This window comes from Kribbella jejuensis, from assembly GCF_006715085.1.
GTDB lineage: Bacteria > Actinomycetota > Actinomycetes > Propionibacteriales > Kribbellaceae > Kribbella > Kribbella jejuensis.
In genome coordinates this window covers 1832531-1846488 of the sequence record NZ_VFMM01000001.1, presented here as the reverse complement: position 1 = coordinate 1846488, position 13958 = coordinate 1832531, and the positions used below count along the sequence as shown (strand labels likewise).

Below are 13958 nucleotides of genomic sequence, written 5' to 3'. Positions count from 1 at the left end.
TAGTTCTAAGGGGCAGAGATGAAGACTGTGTTGATTTCCGGGGCTGGGATTGCCGGGCCGGCGTTGGGGTTCTGGTTGCGGCGGTTCGGGTTCGCGCCGACGATCGTCGAGATCGCGCCGGGGCCGCGGCCGGGTGGGCAGACCGTGGATCTGCGGGGCGTCTCCCGGGTGGTGACCGAGCGGATGGGGTTGATGCCAGCAGTGGCCGAGCGGCAGGTGCGCGAGCGCGGGCTCGCGTACGTGCGGGCCGACGGGCGGACGGCCGCGACCATGCACATGGAGGCCCTCGACGGCGCCGGTCCGGTCGCCGAGATCGAGATCCTCCGCGGCGACCTGGCCGAGCTCCTGACCGCGGCCGCGAGCGACGTCGAGTTCCGGTACGGCGACTCGATCGAGGCGCTGGAGCAGGACGCCGACGGCGTCGAGGTCAGCTTCGCGAGTGGGACGCAGCGGCGGTTCGATCTGGTGATCGGCGCGGACGGGGTGCACTCGCGGGTCCGGCGGCTCGCGTTCGGGCCCGAGGAGGAGTTCGTGCAGCACCTCGGCGGCTACACGTCGTACTTCACGATCGAGACGCCGGAGAACCTCGACGACTGGATGAAGATCTACACCGCGCCCGGCGGTCGCTGGGTGGCGCTGCGGCCGGACCGCGACCCGCGGTACGCGAAGGCCCTGCTGAGCTTCCGCTCGCCGATCCTCAGCTACGACCGGCGCGACGTCGACGCCCAGAAGCGGCTCGTCCGCGAACGGTACGAGGGGCTCGGCTGGCACACTCCGCAGGTCCTGAAGGGCCTCGACGCGGCCGACGACTTCTACCTCGACACCACCAGCAAGGTGGTCGTACCGGAGTGGTCGCGGGGCCGGGTCGCGCTGGTCGGCGACGCCGGGTACTGCGGTTCGCCGATGGCCGGCCACGGTACCGCGCTGTCGATCGTCGGGGCGTACGTCCTGGCGGGCGAGCTCGCTGCGGCGGCGGGCGATCACACGCAGGCGTTCCCGGCGTACCAGCGGCGGATGCAGGCGTACGTCGCGCAGCGGATGGAGCTGCCGCCGGGCGGGATCAAGATGGCGATGCCGATGTCGGCGTTCGGGATCGCGTACCGCGACTTCGTGCTCCGGGTGATGACGTCGAAACCGATGTCCGGCGCACTGAAGAAGATGGCCGGTGGCAAACCGGACGCGATCGACCTGCCCGACTACTCAGTCGAGCGGCGAGACCCAGTCCGGGTTGCGACCGAGGAGGCCGAGTAGCTGGTCGAGGTCGGAGGCGGTGCCGGAGACCTTGACACTGCGTTCGAAGGCGTAGCCGGGGCCGCGGTTCGCGTCGGTGTCGGGGATCCGGCGGGCCAGCGTGAGCGCCATCTCGACCATGTCCGGCGGCGGGTTGTACGGGACGTCGATCGCGCGGGCCAGGTCCCAGGCGTGCACGATGCAGTCGAGCTGGTGGAAGGTGAGCGCGATCCGGCGCGGGAACGAGCCGAACTCGCGCACCTCCACCAGCCGATCCAGCGCGCCGCCGTCGGCGAAGGCGTCCGCGACCCGCACGTTCGAGCGGCGGTAGGCGCCGGCCGGGTTGTCCGCGAGGCGGCCGGCGTTCCAGGCGTGCACGGACGCGGAGCCGTTGGTCGCGGCCGTCGCCAGGCCGTTGTTCTGGCTGACCAGGTGTCGCATGAGCCCCCGTACGGTCCAGTCGGGGCACGGTGTCGGGAACCACAGTTGTTCAGGCCGCACCTGCATGACGACTTCGCCGAGCACCGCACCGGCCCTGCGATCCAGATCCCGGATGTCCATAGCGCTCCCTCCCGCTGCCCTTGTAACGATAGGTGCGTACGGCGGAGTTCGCAGGGAATCGCTGGAGTACAAGGGACATCCCGCGTCGGACCTGCAACAGATCGGGTGCAGATGTCGCGTGAATCAGGCCTTGGCGGCGGCTTTCGCGGCCTTCTTGAAGTTGCGGACCTCCTGCAGCGACGTGGCATCGGTGACGTCGGCGATCGAGCGCCGGGAACCGCGGTCGCCGTAGCTGCCGGCCGCCTCACGCCAGCCCTTCGGCGCCACGCCGCGCTGCTTGCCGAGCAGCGCCAGGAAGATCTTCGCCTTCTGCTCGCCGAACCCCGGCAGCGCCTTCAGCCGCTTCAGTACCTCGGCACCGTCGGGCTTCGGGCGGCCGGAGAGCCAGATGTTCGCGGTTTCCCCGTCGTACTTCTCGATGATCTCCTGCGCGAGCGCGTGCACCCGGCGGGCCATCGAGCCGCCGTAGCGGTGGATGGCCGGCGGGGTGACGCAGAGCTCGACGAACGTCTCCAGGTCGGTCGCCGCGATCTTGTGCAGGTCGAAACCGTCCATCCGGTTCGCGATCTTCAGCGGTCCGGAGAACGCGTGCTCCATCGGGTACTGCTGGTCGAGCAGCATCCCGACGAGCAAGGCGAACGGGTCGTCGTTCAGCAGTTTGTCGGCGTCCGGGTTGCCGGTCAGTTGCAGTTCGCGCAGCATGCCGCCCATCTTGACACGGTGCTACGGATACCGGCACGGGGTCGCCGGGTGCTTGCTAGCGGCAACGGGATCTCACTGCCTAGTGCGCGTACGTCGTATGCGCACTAGGCTGGGCGCTATGAGTGAGGCGCCGTACCAGGTCATCGCAGCGGAACTGCGGCGGCGGATCGAGGTAGGAGAACTGCTGCCGGGGGACCGGGTGCCGTCGACGCGGGCGCTGGTGCGCGACTTCGGCGTGGCCATGGCGACCGCGACGAAGGCGTTGCAGGCGCTGCAGGCGGAGCGGCTCGTGCACGCCTCGCCCGGGATCGGCACGGTGGTCGGCCCGCCGCCGCGCTCGCGTCGTACCGCTGCCGCCGTACCGGACGGCCTGGATCGGGACGAGATCGTCCGGATCGGGATCGCGATCGCGGACGCTGACGGACTCGCGGCGTTGTCGATGCGGCGGATCGCGAGTGAGCTCGGGGTGTCGACGATGGCGCTGTACCGCTACGTCGGCGGCAAGGAGTCGCTCGTCGTACAGATGGTGAACGAGGCGATCGGAGAGTTCCCGCTGGGGGAGCTCCCGGAGCACTGGCGGGACGTGGTCGCACTGGTCGCGCGCGTGCACTGGGCGGCGTACCGCAGGCATCTCTGGCTCGCGAGTGCGATCAGTTTGAGCCGGCCGCAGTTGGTGCCGCGGTTGTTGCCGCATACCGACGCGGTGCTCGGGGCGTTGCGCGGGTTCTCGAAGGAGGCGCGGCTGTCGACCGTGATCAGCCTGTTCGCGTACGTGCGGGGGATCGCGTTGGTGATGGAGGCCGAGGCGCAGGCCGAGCAGGACACCGGCGTGACCGCGGACGAGTGGGCGACGCAGCAGGGCGAGCAGTTGGCGGCGATGATCGCGGCGGGGAACCTGGGTGCGTTCCGGGAGTTGCTGGCAGACCGGTTCGACTACGACTACGACCTGGACCGGTTGTTCGAGTTCGGGCTGGGGGTGTTTCTGGACGGGTTGGAGGCGCGACGGTGAACCCGTACTGGTCGCGGGTGATCAGCCACTACGCTGAGTGGTGACGACTTCTCCGGAGGTGGCGATGGAGCCTGTGTTCGCACCGGGTGTGCCTGCAGGCGTACGGCGGTTGTACGAGCGCAGGCCGGAGTTGTTCGTGGCGGCCGACGCGCCGCGGCCGAAGCGCGAGACGTCGTGGTCGGTGGCGCCGGGGAACACGTTCGGCACGTTGCTGGTGTGGATCGCGGTGTGTGTCGGCGGGTGGATCCTCGCGCTGATCGTGATGGCGGCGACGTTGCCGACCGCGGTCGCGGCGTGGTCCGCGCTCGTACTGGCCGGGGTCGCGGTGGTGGCGACCGGCGGGATCCTCGCGAAGACGATGGGGGAGGACCGCGGGCACAAGGCGGTACGCCGGCAGCACGGGAAGTACCTGCTACCGGAGGATTTCGACAGCGAGGCCGGATTGCTGCTCGGGCGGGCGCAGCGCGCGGTGAAAACGGTGCTGGAGGCAACGGTCACGAAGCGCGGGCTGCTCGACGACGTGAAGAACGAGCTGGTGCTGCCGGAACAGTTGTGGGACATCGCGCAGGTCTTGCGCGAGCAGACCGTACTGCGGGCACGGCAGAAGGACATCGCAGGTGGTGCGAAGTCGGCCGAGCTCGACGCCGTACTCGGTCCGCAGCGTCGTGCTCTGGCGCTGTCGGTCGAAGCCATCAAACGCAAGGTCGACCTGCTGGATCAGTACGCCGACCGCGTCCGCTCCGCCGACGCCGCCCTCCGGGCCGAAGCCGCCCTCGAAGACGGTGATCGCTACATAGAACTCCTCGCCCGCACCGAACCAGCCGGCGACACCTCCGTGGTCCAAGGCTTCACCGACGAAGCTACGGCTCTCATGGACACCCTCACCCGCTCCATCAACGCAGCTCGCGACGCGGGCCGAACCCTCGCTCTCCCCGAGTAGGACTGGGGGAGGGTGAGGGAGTCGGGCTTGCCGCGCGCCTAGTGGTCGGCGAGGAGTTGCTGCTCTTGCTCGGTTGTCAGGCCGAGCTTCAGGTCGGGGTTTCCGCGGGCGTTGTCCCAGTGGAGGACGTCTTCGACTGTGGTGCGGAGGGGAGTGACCGGCATGCCGGCTTCGCGGGCCCTGGTGGGGTTCCGGCGGCGCTCGCCCCATTCGGATTCGGGGTCGATGAGGGGGAAGCGGGGCGGCACGGCGTCGAACGGGATCGGGATGATGTCGGCCTTGGTGCCGGAGAGGTCGGCGGCGGTGTGGATCAGTTCGGCGATCGTGCTGTCGGGGCCGACGGCGTTGTAGGCGCCGGAGCGGTCGTCTGTGATCAGCTGGGTGATGAGCCGCGCTACGTCGCGGCTGTCGATCAGTTGCAACGGAGCCTCGGGCTTGGTCGGGAGCGCGATCCGGCCGCCGCGCGCGCCGCGGCGGATCCAGTAAAGCGCCGTACCGGAGGAGTCGCCGGGGCCCGTCACCCGGCCCGGGCGGATCAGCGTCGCGCGTTCGCCGTACCGTTCGACGACCGCATCCTCGCACGCGACCTTGCACGGACCGTACGTGTCGTTCGTCAGTACGTCGGCATCGCGCATCGGTGGACGGCGCGGCGCGGTCTCGTCCGTCCCGGCCGGGAGGTCGCGCACGTACACGGCATGGCTCGACACGAACACGTACCGTCCGACCCGGTCCCCGAGGATGTCCATCGCCTGCTCCACGTCCCGCGCCCGGAACCCGCTGGTGTCGACGACCGCGTCCCACTCGCCGTCCCGGAGCGCCGAGTAGTCGCCCGCAGTCCGGTCCCCGACGAGCTGCGTGACGCCTGGTGGTAGCGGCGTACCGCTCACCCCGCGACTGAACGACGCGACCTCCGCGCCGCGCGCCAGTGCGTCGTCAACGACCGCACGCCCGACAAACCCGTTCCCGCCCAGCATCAGAATCCGCACAACCGCCCAACCTAGCCCCCACCGCTACCCCGCGCGACCGGATTGTTCGACAACCGAATCACCCTGTAACACGTCTGAACAGGTGAAGGTGTGCCGGGGCGAGGCACACTGGAACAAACGGGGTGGACAGGGGAGCCGATGGGTAGTGCGCGCGCAACGGCCAGGCGGCCGCGGTCGATGCCGAAGTTGCTGGGGTTCACCCTGTTGGGCGCACTGCTCCCAGGACTCGGACTGATCGTCGGCGGGCGCCGGAAGCTTGGTGCGTTCGTGCTCACGGTGTTCCTGGCGCTGGTCGGCCTCGGCGTGTACGTCGGCCTGACCCGGCGCGACCAGGTCCTCGCCGCAGCCGTCGTACCGAGCCGGCTGCTGATCACCTCGGTCGCGATCGGCCTGCTCGGGTTCCTGTGGATCGTGGTGATCGTTGCCTCGCACCGTTCGTTGCGTCCGGCAACGGGTGGGACCGGCGGCCGGGTGGTCGGCGCGCTGCTCGTCGGTGTGCTGTGCTTCGGGATCGCGGCCCCGTCGGCGATCGGCGTCCAGAGTGTGCTCGCGCAGCGCACCCTCGTCCAGGACGTGTTCCAGGGACAGGCCGAGAGCAGGAGCGCGACCCGGCCGACGACCGTCAACGTCAAGGACCCGTGGGAGGACCGCCCGCGGCTCAACCTGCTGCTCCTCGGCGGCGACGACGCCCCGAGCCGCGAGGGGGTCCGGACCGACACAGTGATCGTCGCGAGCATCGACACCAGGACCGGGAACACCGCACTGATCTCGATGCCGCGGAACCTGACCTTCATGCCGTTCCCGGCCGACTCGCCGCTGCACAAGTTCTACCCGGACGGGTTCGGCAAGGAGGGCCTGAGCCTGGACGGCCGGCTGGAGTGGATGCTGACCGCGATGTACCAGAACATCCCGGACGCGCACCCCGGCATCCTCGGGCCTTCGGACAACGAGGGTGCGGACGTACTGAAGCAATCGGTTGGCGAGGCCACCGGGCTGAAGCTGGACTACTACCTGCAGGTCAACCTGCAAAGCTTCCCGGAGATCGTCGACGCGCTCGGCGGCATCACCGTGAACGTCAACGAGCGGGTCGCGATGGGCGGCATCAGCAGCTCGCACATCCCGCCGAAGGAATGGATCGAGCCCGGCCCGCGGCAGCACCTGGACGGGCGGCACGCGTTGTGGTTCGCGCGCGGCCGGTACGGCGCCGACGACGACCAGCGGCAGGTCCGGCAGCGGTGCGTGATCAAGGCGATCGTCGACGCGGCGGATCCGCAGACGCTGGTCACGAAGTACAAGGCGATCGCGAAGGCCGGTCAGCACCTGCTGCGTACCGACATTCCGCAGGAGCTGCTGCCCGCGCTAGTCGAGCTCGCGCTCAAGGTCAAGTCGGCGACGGTCTCCAACATCACGCTGGACTCGGAGAAACTCCGGCTCAAGTACCTGCACCCCGACTACAAGGCGCTCCGCGAAACCGTCCAAAAGGCCCTCGAGACCAACCCGGCCCCGGCCACCACGCCGGTCGCGAAGCCGACGACCCGGCGCAAGCCGGCCACCGTCACGACGACCCCGCCGCCGGGCCCCACGCAGAACCTCGCCGACGCCTGCGCCTACAACCCCTCGGGCGACCAACCGAACTAGAACTCTTCTGATCCCGAGTGTCGATCCCGGGACGACCCGCTCGACGTGAGAGTAAGTATCGATCGACACGACGAGGGAGCAGCAGCGATGCGCTACATGATCATCAACAAGGCCGATGCGGGCAGCGAGGCGGGGAAGTTGCCGCCGGCGGAGGTCGGCGAGGCGGTCGGGCAGGTGGTCGAGGACCTGTCGAAGGCCGGCGTACTGCTGTTCGCCGAAGGCGTGCACCGCAGCGCGCTCGGCGCCCGGGTGAAGGTGGAGGGCGGCAAGCGGACGGTCACCGACGGCCCGTTCGCGGAGACCAAGGAGCTGGTCGGCGGCGTGATCGTCGTCGAGGTCCGCAACCGCGACGAGGCGATCGAGTGGGCCGCCCGGCTGGCCGAGGCACTCCGCGACGAGGTCGAGGTACGGCGGGTCGTCGACGAGGCGGACTTCGACTCGGACCTGTTCGCGAGCTGACGTCCATTCCTGCCCCTCCCGTTCGTGGGAGGGGCATGAACAATTTGCTAAAGGTCTCCGACGCAGAGCTGTACTACGAGGTGCGCGGCCACGGACCGCTGGTGGTCCTGGTCGGCGCACCGATGGACGCGGACGCGTTCGCCCCGCTGGCCGACCTGCTGGCGCCGGACTACACGGTGCTGACGCTGGACCCGCGCGGCGTGAAGCGCAGCACGCTGAGCCCAGGCGGTACGTCGCGACCGGACCAGCGCGCCGACGACCTGGCGGCTCTGATCCGGCATGTGGACGCCGGGCCTGCCGTCGTTCTCGGATCCAGCGGCGGCGCGGTCAGCGCGCTGGCGCTCGCGCAGTACCACCCGGAGGTCGTGCGGACCGTGATCGCGCACGAGCCGCCGCTCAGCCGGTTGCTGCCGGACGCCGATGAACTGCTCGCGATGGCCGAGCGGCAGATGGCCGACTACCTGGCCGGCGACGTGGTCGGCGCGTGGAAACAGTTCTTCCGTGGCGCGAACATCCCGATCCCCGACGAGGTGGTCGAGCTGATGTTCGGCGGCGACCGGGATCCGGTCCAGGTGGCCGCCGAGCGGTTCTGGTTCGGCCACGAGATGCGCGAGACTATCACCTGGCTCCCGGACCTGGCCAAGCTCCGCCAGGCCGACATCGTGGTCGGCATCGGGCAGGAATCGACCGGCCAGCTCTGCGACCGTACGTCGACCGCCCTCGCCGACCGGCTCGGCGTCGAACCCACCCGCTACCCGGGCGGCCACACCGGCTTCGCCGACGTACCGGACGCGTTCGTGAAGGTGCTGCGGGCTCAGTTGGAAGTTCTCCACAGTCCGAGGTGAGACTCGCGCGTGGATCGTGAGGTGGAGTATGTGAAGCTGGGGGTGTCCGGTGGGTGCGCGGGTCGACCGCGGTCGCATCGGGCACCGGGCAGGTGCCGCGTCGCCCGCGTGGCTACTTGACCTCAACCGTGGTTGAAGTTTCAAGCTGGTGCCGCTGACTTGGGCATCGGAGATATCGGCCCCCGGGCGGGGGCCCCGACGAAGGAGCAGAGTTGACCACGTACACGCTTCCCGACCTCCCCTACGACTACGGTGCACTCGCGCCGAGCATCGCCGGCGAGATCATGGAGCTGCACCACGACAAGCACCACGCGACCTACGTGAAGGGTCTGAACGACACCCTGGAGAAGCTGGCCGAGGCCCGCGACAAGGGTGACTTCGGCGCGATCGTCGGGCTGGAGAAGACGCTGGCCTTCAACCTCGGCGGGCACGTCAACCACTCCATCTTCTGGAAGAACCTGTCCCCGGACGGTGGCGACAAGCCGGACGGCGAGCTGGGCGCGGCGATCGACGAGTTCTTCGGCTCGTTCGACGCCTTCCAGGCCAACTTCACCGCGAGCGCGACCACGATCCAGGGCTCCGGCTGGGCGATCCTCGGTTGGGACGCGCTGGGCGGCAAGCTGCTGATCCACCAGCTGTACGACCAGCAGGGCAACCTGCCGGCCGGGCAGATCCCGATCGCGATGCTGGACATGTGGGAGCACGCGTTCTACCTGCAGTACAAGAACGTCAAGCCCGACTACGTCAAGGCCTGGTGGAACGTCGTGAACTGGGCCGATGCGCAGGCCCGCTTCGACGCGGCCCGCTCCGGCGCCGCCGCGCTGATCACCGGCGCCTGACACCGGACGCGCAGGCCGTCGCAATCGCTCGCGCCCGCCCGTTTCCCGCTCGTCGCGGGCGGGCGGGCGCGATTGTGATGGCCTGGCGGTTCACTGGCAGAAGTCCGCGATCACCGGAGCGATCGCCGACGCCTTGATCACGTGGTTCTGCCCCGGCACCTCGGTGTGCCGCGCACCCGGTACGGCGGCCGCGAGCGCGCGGGTCGAGGTCTTCATCCACGCCGGGCTCTTCCCGCCGTTGACCACCAGGACCGGCTGGTCGATCGGCGCCCACTGCGCCGCGTCCATCGGATCCCCGAAGCAGTTCGTGCCGAGCACCTGAGCGTCGTACGGCAGCGTGTGCGCCAGCGCCTTCATCGGCTTCCACGCCGGCATCAGCTTCATCATCGTGACGAACGCGGCCGGCAACCCGATGCCCTTGGTGAAGAAGTACTTGATCGCCGCGGCCGGCTCCAGCGCCTCGAGGTCCGCGGCCCAGGTGCGCGGGATCTGCTTGCGGCTGTCGTCGACGACGTACGGCGGCTCGAACGCGACGAGCTTCTCGACCGGCAGCCCTGCGGCCGTCGCCCGCAGCGCGAGCGCCGCACCGGACGACGAGCCGTAGACGTACGCCGACCCGCCCGCCGCCTCGATCACCGCGGCCAGGTCCTCGATCTCGCGGTCGACGGCGTACTCACCGGCGTCGCCGGAGTCGCCGCGCCCGCGCCGGTCGTAGTTGTAGACGGTGAAGCGGTCCGCGAGCGCCTCGGCGAGGGCCGGCATCGGGCCTTGTGCGCGGGAGCAGAGCGCTCCGTCGACCAGTACGAGGGCTGGGCCGGTGCCGCGCCGGTCGTACGCGATCGTCGTACCGTCCTTGGAAACCACTGTGTTCATTTCCTGACTCCTTGTCGAACTGTCGAAGTGTTCACCCGTGCGTCGACCGTGCCGGGTAGTCATCGACAGGGTGTGACCCAGATCACTTCGATTCGGATACTCGCGCGTGCCGGAACGTGATCTGGGTACCGGGCGTGAAGCCGAACACGGGAGGCGATCATGACGACACGTCCGGAGATCGTCCGGCACCGGGCCGGACCGATCGAGGAGAGCACGCACGTCGGGGCACTGGTCAGCCAGGCGACCAGCGACCTGAGCCGGCTGGTTCGTGACGAGTTGGAACTCGCCAAGGTCGAGCTCAAACAGAAGGGCAAGCAGGCCGGCGTCGGCGCCGGTTTGTTCGGCGGGGCGGGCACGCTGGCGCTGTACGGCCTCGGCGCACTGATCGCCGCCGCGATCCTCGGACTCGCGACCGCGCTGCCCGCCTGGTTGTCGGCGCTGATCGTGGCCGCTGTGTTGTTCGCGATCGCGGCCGTGGCGGCGTTGCTCGGCAAGCGGCACGTGACGCGTGCCGGTCCGCCGGTGCCGACCCGTGCCGTCGACGGCATGCACGACGACCTGGAAGCACTCAAGGGGCACCATCCGGAAGGGAAGGTCATTTCGTGAGTACCACCAAGAACGGAGCGCACCGCGAGCCGATGTCCGAGAGCGAGACGCTGCGCGTCGATCTCGAACAGACCCGGCAGCACCTGGCTGACACCGTGCAGGAGCTGAGCCGGCGCCTCAACGTTCCACACCGGATGAAGGAGACCGCGGGCCACGCCGGGCAGACGATGAAGCAGACCGCCGGGCACGCCGGGCAGGCGGTGAAGGAAACCGCGGGGCATGCCGGTCAGGCGGTCAAGCAGACCGCGGAGCAGGCGGTCAAGCAGGTGCCCGGTGCGGTGAAGCAGGTGCCTGGTGCTGTGAAGCAGGTGCCTGGTGCAGTCAAGGAGTTGCCGGCGGTCGGTAAGCGGCACCCGAGGGCCGTCGCTGCGGTCGGCGGTGCGTTCGCCCTCGGCGTTGCTGCTGCGGCGTGGATGGCTCGCCGGCACAAGTAGTGTTCGGAGCGGTCAGCAGGCGGCGGCGCGTTCGAGCAGGAGTTTGCGTTCGCGCTCGTTGCGGGTGAGCGCGGCCGCCTTCTCGAACTCGGCACGGGCCTCGTCCAGGCGGCCGAGCTTGAACAGCAGGTCGCCGCGGACACTCGGGAGCAGGTGATAGTCCTGCAGCGACGGGTCGTCGGCAAGCAGGTCGACGGCCTGCAGTCCGCGTTCTGGGCCGAACGCCATCGAGATCGCGACCGCCTGGTTGAGCTCGATCACCGGCGACGGCGTGACTTGCGCGAGGACGGCGTACAGGCCCGCGATCCGGGCCCAGTCGGTGTCGTCGGGGTCGGCGGCGCGGGCGTGGCAGGCGGCGATCGCGGCCTGGAGCAGGTACGGGCCGGGTGGTTTCTCCAGGGCCCAGGCGCGCTCGATGCCTTCGAGGCCGCGGCGGATCAGCAGGCGGTCCCAGCGGCGGCGGTCCTGTTCGAGCAGCAGTACCGGTTCCCCGTCGGGGCCGGTGCGGGCGTTCGCTCTGGAGGACTGGAGCTCCATCAGGGCGAGCAGGCCGAGTACTTCGGGTTCGGTCGGCATCAGCTCGACGAGCAGCCGGCCCAGGCGCATCGCCTCGTTGCACAGCGCCGGGCGCATCCAGTCGTCGCCGGCGGTCGCGGAGTACCCCTCGTTGTAGATGAGGTAGACGACTTCGAGGACCGATTGCAGGCGGTCGAGCAGGTCGGGGCCGGACGGTACTTCGAACTGGACCCCGGCCTTCGCGAGGTTGCGCTTGGCCCGGACGATGCGCTGGGCGATCGTCGCCTCCGGGGCGAGGAACGCGCGGGCGATCTCGTCGGTCTTCAGGCCGCCGAGCAGCTTGAGCGTCAGCGTGACGCGGGCGTCCATCGTGAGTACCGGGTGGCACGCGGTGAACACCAGGCGGAGCAAGTCGTCCTCGATGTGGTCCTCGAGAATCGCCTCGACATCGTCCTCGACAGAGTCGCCGTCGATCTCAAGCTCGTGTCCCAGCTCGGCGAGCTTGCGCTGGTAGGTCTCCTTGCGCCGGATCAGGTCGATCGCCCGGCGCTTCGCGATCGCCATCAACCAGGCGCCCGGATTCTTCGGTACGCCCGACTCGGGCCACTGCTCCAGCGCCGCCACCAGCGCATCCTGAGCCAGTTCCTCCGCCAGCCCCACGTCCCGCACGATCCGCGCAACACCCGCAATAATCCGAGCCGACTCGATCCTCCAAACCGCGTCGACCACCCCACCGGCATCAGTAACCGTCACCCGCCGATAGTAGACAAGAACTCAGTCGTACGGCGTTGTTCGTCCGCTGTGCCGATCGGCGCCAGCATCACGTCGGTGGCGCCGGCGTCGCGGATCCGGTCGAGCTGCTTGGCGATCGCCGCCTCGTCCCCGACCAGCAGTACGTCGGCCGGCCCCGCGGCCCCTTCCCGGTCGAGCATCGCCCGGTACTCGGGCACCTGCCCCGCCAGCGCGAACTCCGCCCCGAACCGCGCCCGTACGGCGTCCTCGTCCGATGTCAAACACACCGCAAACCCCGCCACCACCCGCGGCACCCGCCCACCTGCCGCCCGCGTGATCACCGGCACCACATGCTCGCCGAGCGTCCGCGGCCCGGTCATCCAGGTGACCGTCCCGGCCGCCAACTCGCCCGCCACCTTCAACATCACCGGCCCAAGCGCAGCCACCAGAACCGATGGGGCCGGCAGGCCGACTCCGTCGGCGCCGGCTCCGGGGCCGGCTGTGGGTCGGGTCAGCTCGGCTACTGCCGTGTAGTACTCGCCGTGGTGGTCGACCGGTTTGCCCTGGAGCAGGGGGTGGAGGACCTCCAAGTACTCGCGGAGGCGCGCGGCCGGGCGGGTTGTCGGGAAGCCGTACATCGTCTCGACCATCCGGGCGATGCCGGCGCCGATGCCGAGCGTGAGGGGGTGGCCCAAGGCCGCCTGGGTGGTGAGGACCTGGCGGGCGAGCAGTAGCGGGTGCCGTTGGGGGAACGGGACGACCGCGGTGCCGAGCTCCAACCCAGGCGGGACCGGCCCGACGGCGGCGAGGGCGGTCAGGGCGTCCCAGCCGACCCCGTCCGAGATCCACGCCGACCGCACCCCGGCTGCGGCTGCCTCGTGGATCTGGCGGGTGATCACGGGGAGCGGGCTCGGTCCGCGGACGTCGCCGAAAGCCATACCAATACGCATCGAACGGTCTCCTGAAGATTTAAGTGGGGTTGCCCCCCATTTATGTCCGGTACGATATGGGGGCCCACCCCGGTTACGCAAGGAAAAGACGAGATGCGAGCTGACGCGCAGCGCAACCGCGATCGCTTGGTGGCGGTTGCGGCCGAGGTGGTCGGGCAGTACGGCGCGGACGCCTCGCTGGAGGAGATCGCCCGGCGTGCCGGGGTCGGCTCGGCGACGCTGCATCGGCATTTCGGGGGCCGGATCGCCCTGCTGGAGGCGGTCTTCCGGAGCAGTATCGACGCGGTCTGCGCACAGGCCACCGAGCTGCTGGACGACCCGGATCCCCTGCAGGCGTTGACGTCCTGGCTGCACACCGTGGTGGCGCACGCGACCGGGAGCCGCGGTCTGGCGACGGCGCTGGTGATGAGCGGCGACTGCGGTTCGGACGCCCACGCCCGCCTGCTGACCGCCGGCCGGAAGCTCCTCGACCGCGCTCAAAAAGAGGACGTCGTACCCGAGGACACCCGCATCGAGGACCTGCTCAAGCTGGCCAACGGCATCTCGCTGGCCAGCGGCGACGACCCCGATCAGGCTGCCCGACTGCTCACTCTGGCAATCCGGGGAATAGCACCGACACGCAGCGAATAGACTTCGTG

General features: G+C 69.6%; 16 protein-coding genes. 10 read left to right on the top strand and 6 right to left on the bottom strand.

The genetic code is table 11. The features are described from left to right. Positions 1-18 precede the first annotated feature (18 nt). Positions 19-1251, top strand: coding sequence for an FAD-dependent monooxygenase (locus tag FB475_RS09065; protein ID WP_141854336.1), 1233 nt, complete (start codon positions 19-21; stop codon positions 1249-1251). On the opposite strand, the gene FB475_RS09060 is transcribed toward FB475_RS09065, so the two are convergent. Both FB475_RS09060 and FB475_RS09055 read right to left on the bottom strand, forming a co-directional pair. Continuing rightward, the gene (locus FB475_RS09060; RefSeq protein ID WP_141854334.1) at positions 1201-1791 is read right to left on the bottom strand and encodes a TIGR03086 family metal-binding protein; all 591 of its coding nucleotides are present in this window, start codon (positions 1789-1791) and stop codon (positions 1201-1203) included. The two genes, FB475_RS09065 and FB475_RS09060, sit on opposite strands and share 51 nt — an antisense overlap. 123 nt (positions 1792-1914) lie before the next feature. Continuing rightward, entirely contained in the window at positions 1915-2493 is a 579-nt protein-coding gene (locus FB475_RS09055; protein ID WP_141854332.1) for an HhH-GPD-type base excision DNA repair protein, read from the bottom strand. 118 nt (positions 2494-2611) lie between these two features. Here FB475_RS09055 and FB475_RS09050 point away from each other — a divergent pair, with 118 nt between their 5' ends. After that, complete coding sequence (locus FB475_RS09050; RefSeq protein ID WP_141854330.1) at positions 2612-3502, top strand: GntR family transcriptional regulator; 891 nt, start codon at positions 2612-2614, stop codon at positions 3500-3502. A 40-nt stretch (positions 3503-3542) separates the two neighbouring features. Continuing rightward, entirely contained in the window at positions 3543-4442 is a 900-nt protein-coding gene (locus FB475_RS09045) for a hypothetical protein (protein WP_238332041.1), read from the top strand. 38 nt (positions 4443-4480) lie between these two features. On the opposite strand, the gene FB475_RS09040 is transcribed toward FB475_RS09045, so the two are convergent. Next, positions 4481-5428 (bottom strand): NAD-dependent epimerase/dehydratase family protein, encoded by a 948-nt coding sequence (locus FB475_RS09040; RefSeq protein ID WP_141854328.1) that lies wholly within the window; start codon positions 5426-5428, stop codon positions 4481-4483. A gap of 177 nt (positions 5429-5605) precedes the next feature. Here FB475_RS09040 and FB475_RS09035 point away from each other — a divergent pair, with 177 nt between their 5' ends. The 4 genes from FB475_RS09035 (at position 5606) to FB475_RS09020 (ending at position 9209) form a co-directional block, all read left to right on the top strand. Further along, a complete protein-coding gene (locus tag FB475_RS09035; protein WP_238332040.1) occupies positions 5606-7066 on the top strand; it encodes an LCP family protein in 1461 nt (486 codons plus the stop codon). 87 nt (positions 7067-7153) lie between these two features. Beyond that, positions 7154-7525 (top strand): YciI family protein, encoded by a 372-nt coding sequence (locus FB475_RS09030; RefSeq protein ID WP_141854326.1) that lies wholly within the window; start codon positions 7154-7156, stop codon positions 7523-7525. Positions 7526-7560: 35 nt separating this feature from the next. Then, complete coding sequence (locus FB475_RS09025) at positions 7561-8370, top strand: alpha/beta fold hydrolase (RefSeq protein ID WP_141854324.1); 810 nt, start codon at positions 7561-7563, stop codon at positions 8368-8370. 212 nt (positions 8371-8582) lie between these two features. Then, on the top strand, positions 8583-9209 hold the full coding sequence (locus FB475_RS09020; RefSeq protein ID WP_141854322.1) for a superoxide dismutase: 627 nt from the start codon (positions 8583-8585) through the stop codon (positions 9207-9209). A 90-nt stretch (positions 9210-9299) separates the two neighbouring features. Here the strand turns inward: FB475_RS09020 and FB475_RS09015 are convergent, their stop codons facing one another. Further along, positions 9300-10082 carry an alpha/beta fold hydrolase gene (locus FB475_RS09015; protein WP_141854320.1) on the bottom strand — a complete coding sequence of 261 codons (783 nt, stop codon included), beginning with the start codon at positions 10080-10082 and terminating at the stop codon, positions 9300-9302. Between the two features lie 159 nt (positions 10083-10241). Between FB475_RS09015 and FB475_RS09010 the strand changes: the two genes are divergently transcribed. Beyond that, positions 10242-10688 (top strand): phage holin family protein, encoded by a 447-nt coding sequence (locus FB475_RS09010; RefSeq protein ID WP_141854318.1) that lies wholly within the window; start codon positions 10242-10244, stop codon positions 10686-10688. After that, positions 10685-11122, top strand: a complete 438-nt coding sequence (locus FB475_RS09005) for a DUF3618 domain-containing protein (RefSeq protein ID WP_141854316.1) — start codon at positions 10685-10687, stop codon at positions 11120-11122. The genes FB475_RS09010 and FB475_RS09005 overlap by 4 nt, the downstream gene beginning before the upstream one ends. Before the next feature lie 12 nt (positions 11123-11134). Here the strand turns inward: FB475_RS09005 and FB475_RS09000 are convergent, their stop codons facing one another. Continuing rightward, on the bottom strand, positions 11135-12391 hold the full coding sequence (locus FB475_RS09000; RefSeq protein WP_141854315.1) for an RNA polymerase sigma factor: 1257 nt from the start codon (positions 12389-12391) through the stop codon (positions 11135-11137). After that, positions 12388-13320, bottom strand: coding sequence for a TIGR03564 family F420-dependent LLM class oxidoreductase (locus tag FB475_RS08995; RefSeq protein WP_141854313.1), 933 nt, complete (start codon positions 13318-13320; stop codon positions 12388-12390). The genes FB475_RS09000 and FB475_RS08995 overlap by 4 nt, the downstream gene beginning before the upstream one ends. Before the next feature lie 93 nt (positions 13321-13413). Between FB475_RS08995 and FB475_RS08990 the strand changes: the two genes are divergently transcribed. After that, entirely contained in the window at positions 13414-13950 is a 537-nt protein-coding gene (locus FB475_RS08990; protein WP_141854311.1) for a TetR/AcrR family transcriptional regulator, read from the top strand. Positions 13951-13958: the final 8 nt, after the last annotated feature.

Excerpts from the sequence above, each read along its gene's own strand:
- FB475_RS09010 (WP_141854318.1), top strand. The coding sequence starts at position 10,242 with ATGACGACACGTCCGGAGATCGTCCGGCACCGGGCCGGACCGATCGAG.
- FB475_RS08995 (WP_141854313.1), bottom strand. The coding sequence starts at position 13,320 with ATGCGTATTGGTATGGCTTTCGGCGACGTCCGCGGACCGAGCCCGCTC.
- FB475_RS09065 (WP_141854336.1), top strand. The coding sequence starts at position 19 with ATGAAGACTGTGTTGATTTCCGGGGCTGGGATTGCCGGGCCGGCGTTG.
- FB475_RS09015 (WP_141854320.1), bottom strand. The coding sequence starts at position 10,082 with ATGAACACAGTGGTTTCCAAGGACGGTACGACGATCGCGTACGACCGG.
- FB475_RS09035 (WP_238332040.1), top strand. The coding sequence starts at position 5,606 with ATGCCGAAGTTGCTGGGGTTCACCCTGTTGGGCGCACTGCTCCCAGGA.
- FB475_RS08990 (WP_141854311.1), top strand. The coding sequence starts at position 13,414 with ATGCGAGCTGACGCGCAGCGCAACCGCGATCGCTTGGTGGCGGTTGCG.
- FB475_RS09055 (WP_141854332.1), bottom strand. The coding sequence starts at position 2,493 with ATGCTGCGCGAACTGCAACTGACCGGCAACCCGGACGCCGACAAACTG.
- FB475_RS09025 (WP_141854324.1), top strand. The coding sequence starts at position 7,561 with ATGAACAATTTGCTAAAGGTCTCCGACGCAGAGCTGTACTACGAGGTG.
- FB475_RS09030 (WP_141854326.1), top strand. The coding sequence starts at position 7,154 with ATGCGCTACATGATCATCAACAAGGCCGATGCGGGCAGCGAGGCGGGG.
- FB475_RS09050 (WP_141854330.1), top strand. The coding sequence starts at position 2,612 with ATGAGTGAGGCGCCGTACCAGGTCATCGCAGCGGAACTGCGGCGGCGG.
- FB475_RS09060 (WP_141854334.1), bottom strand. The coding sequence starts at position 1,791 with ATGGACATCCGGGATCTGGATCGCAGGGCCGGTGCGGTGCTCGGCGAA.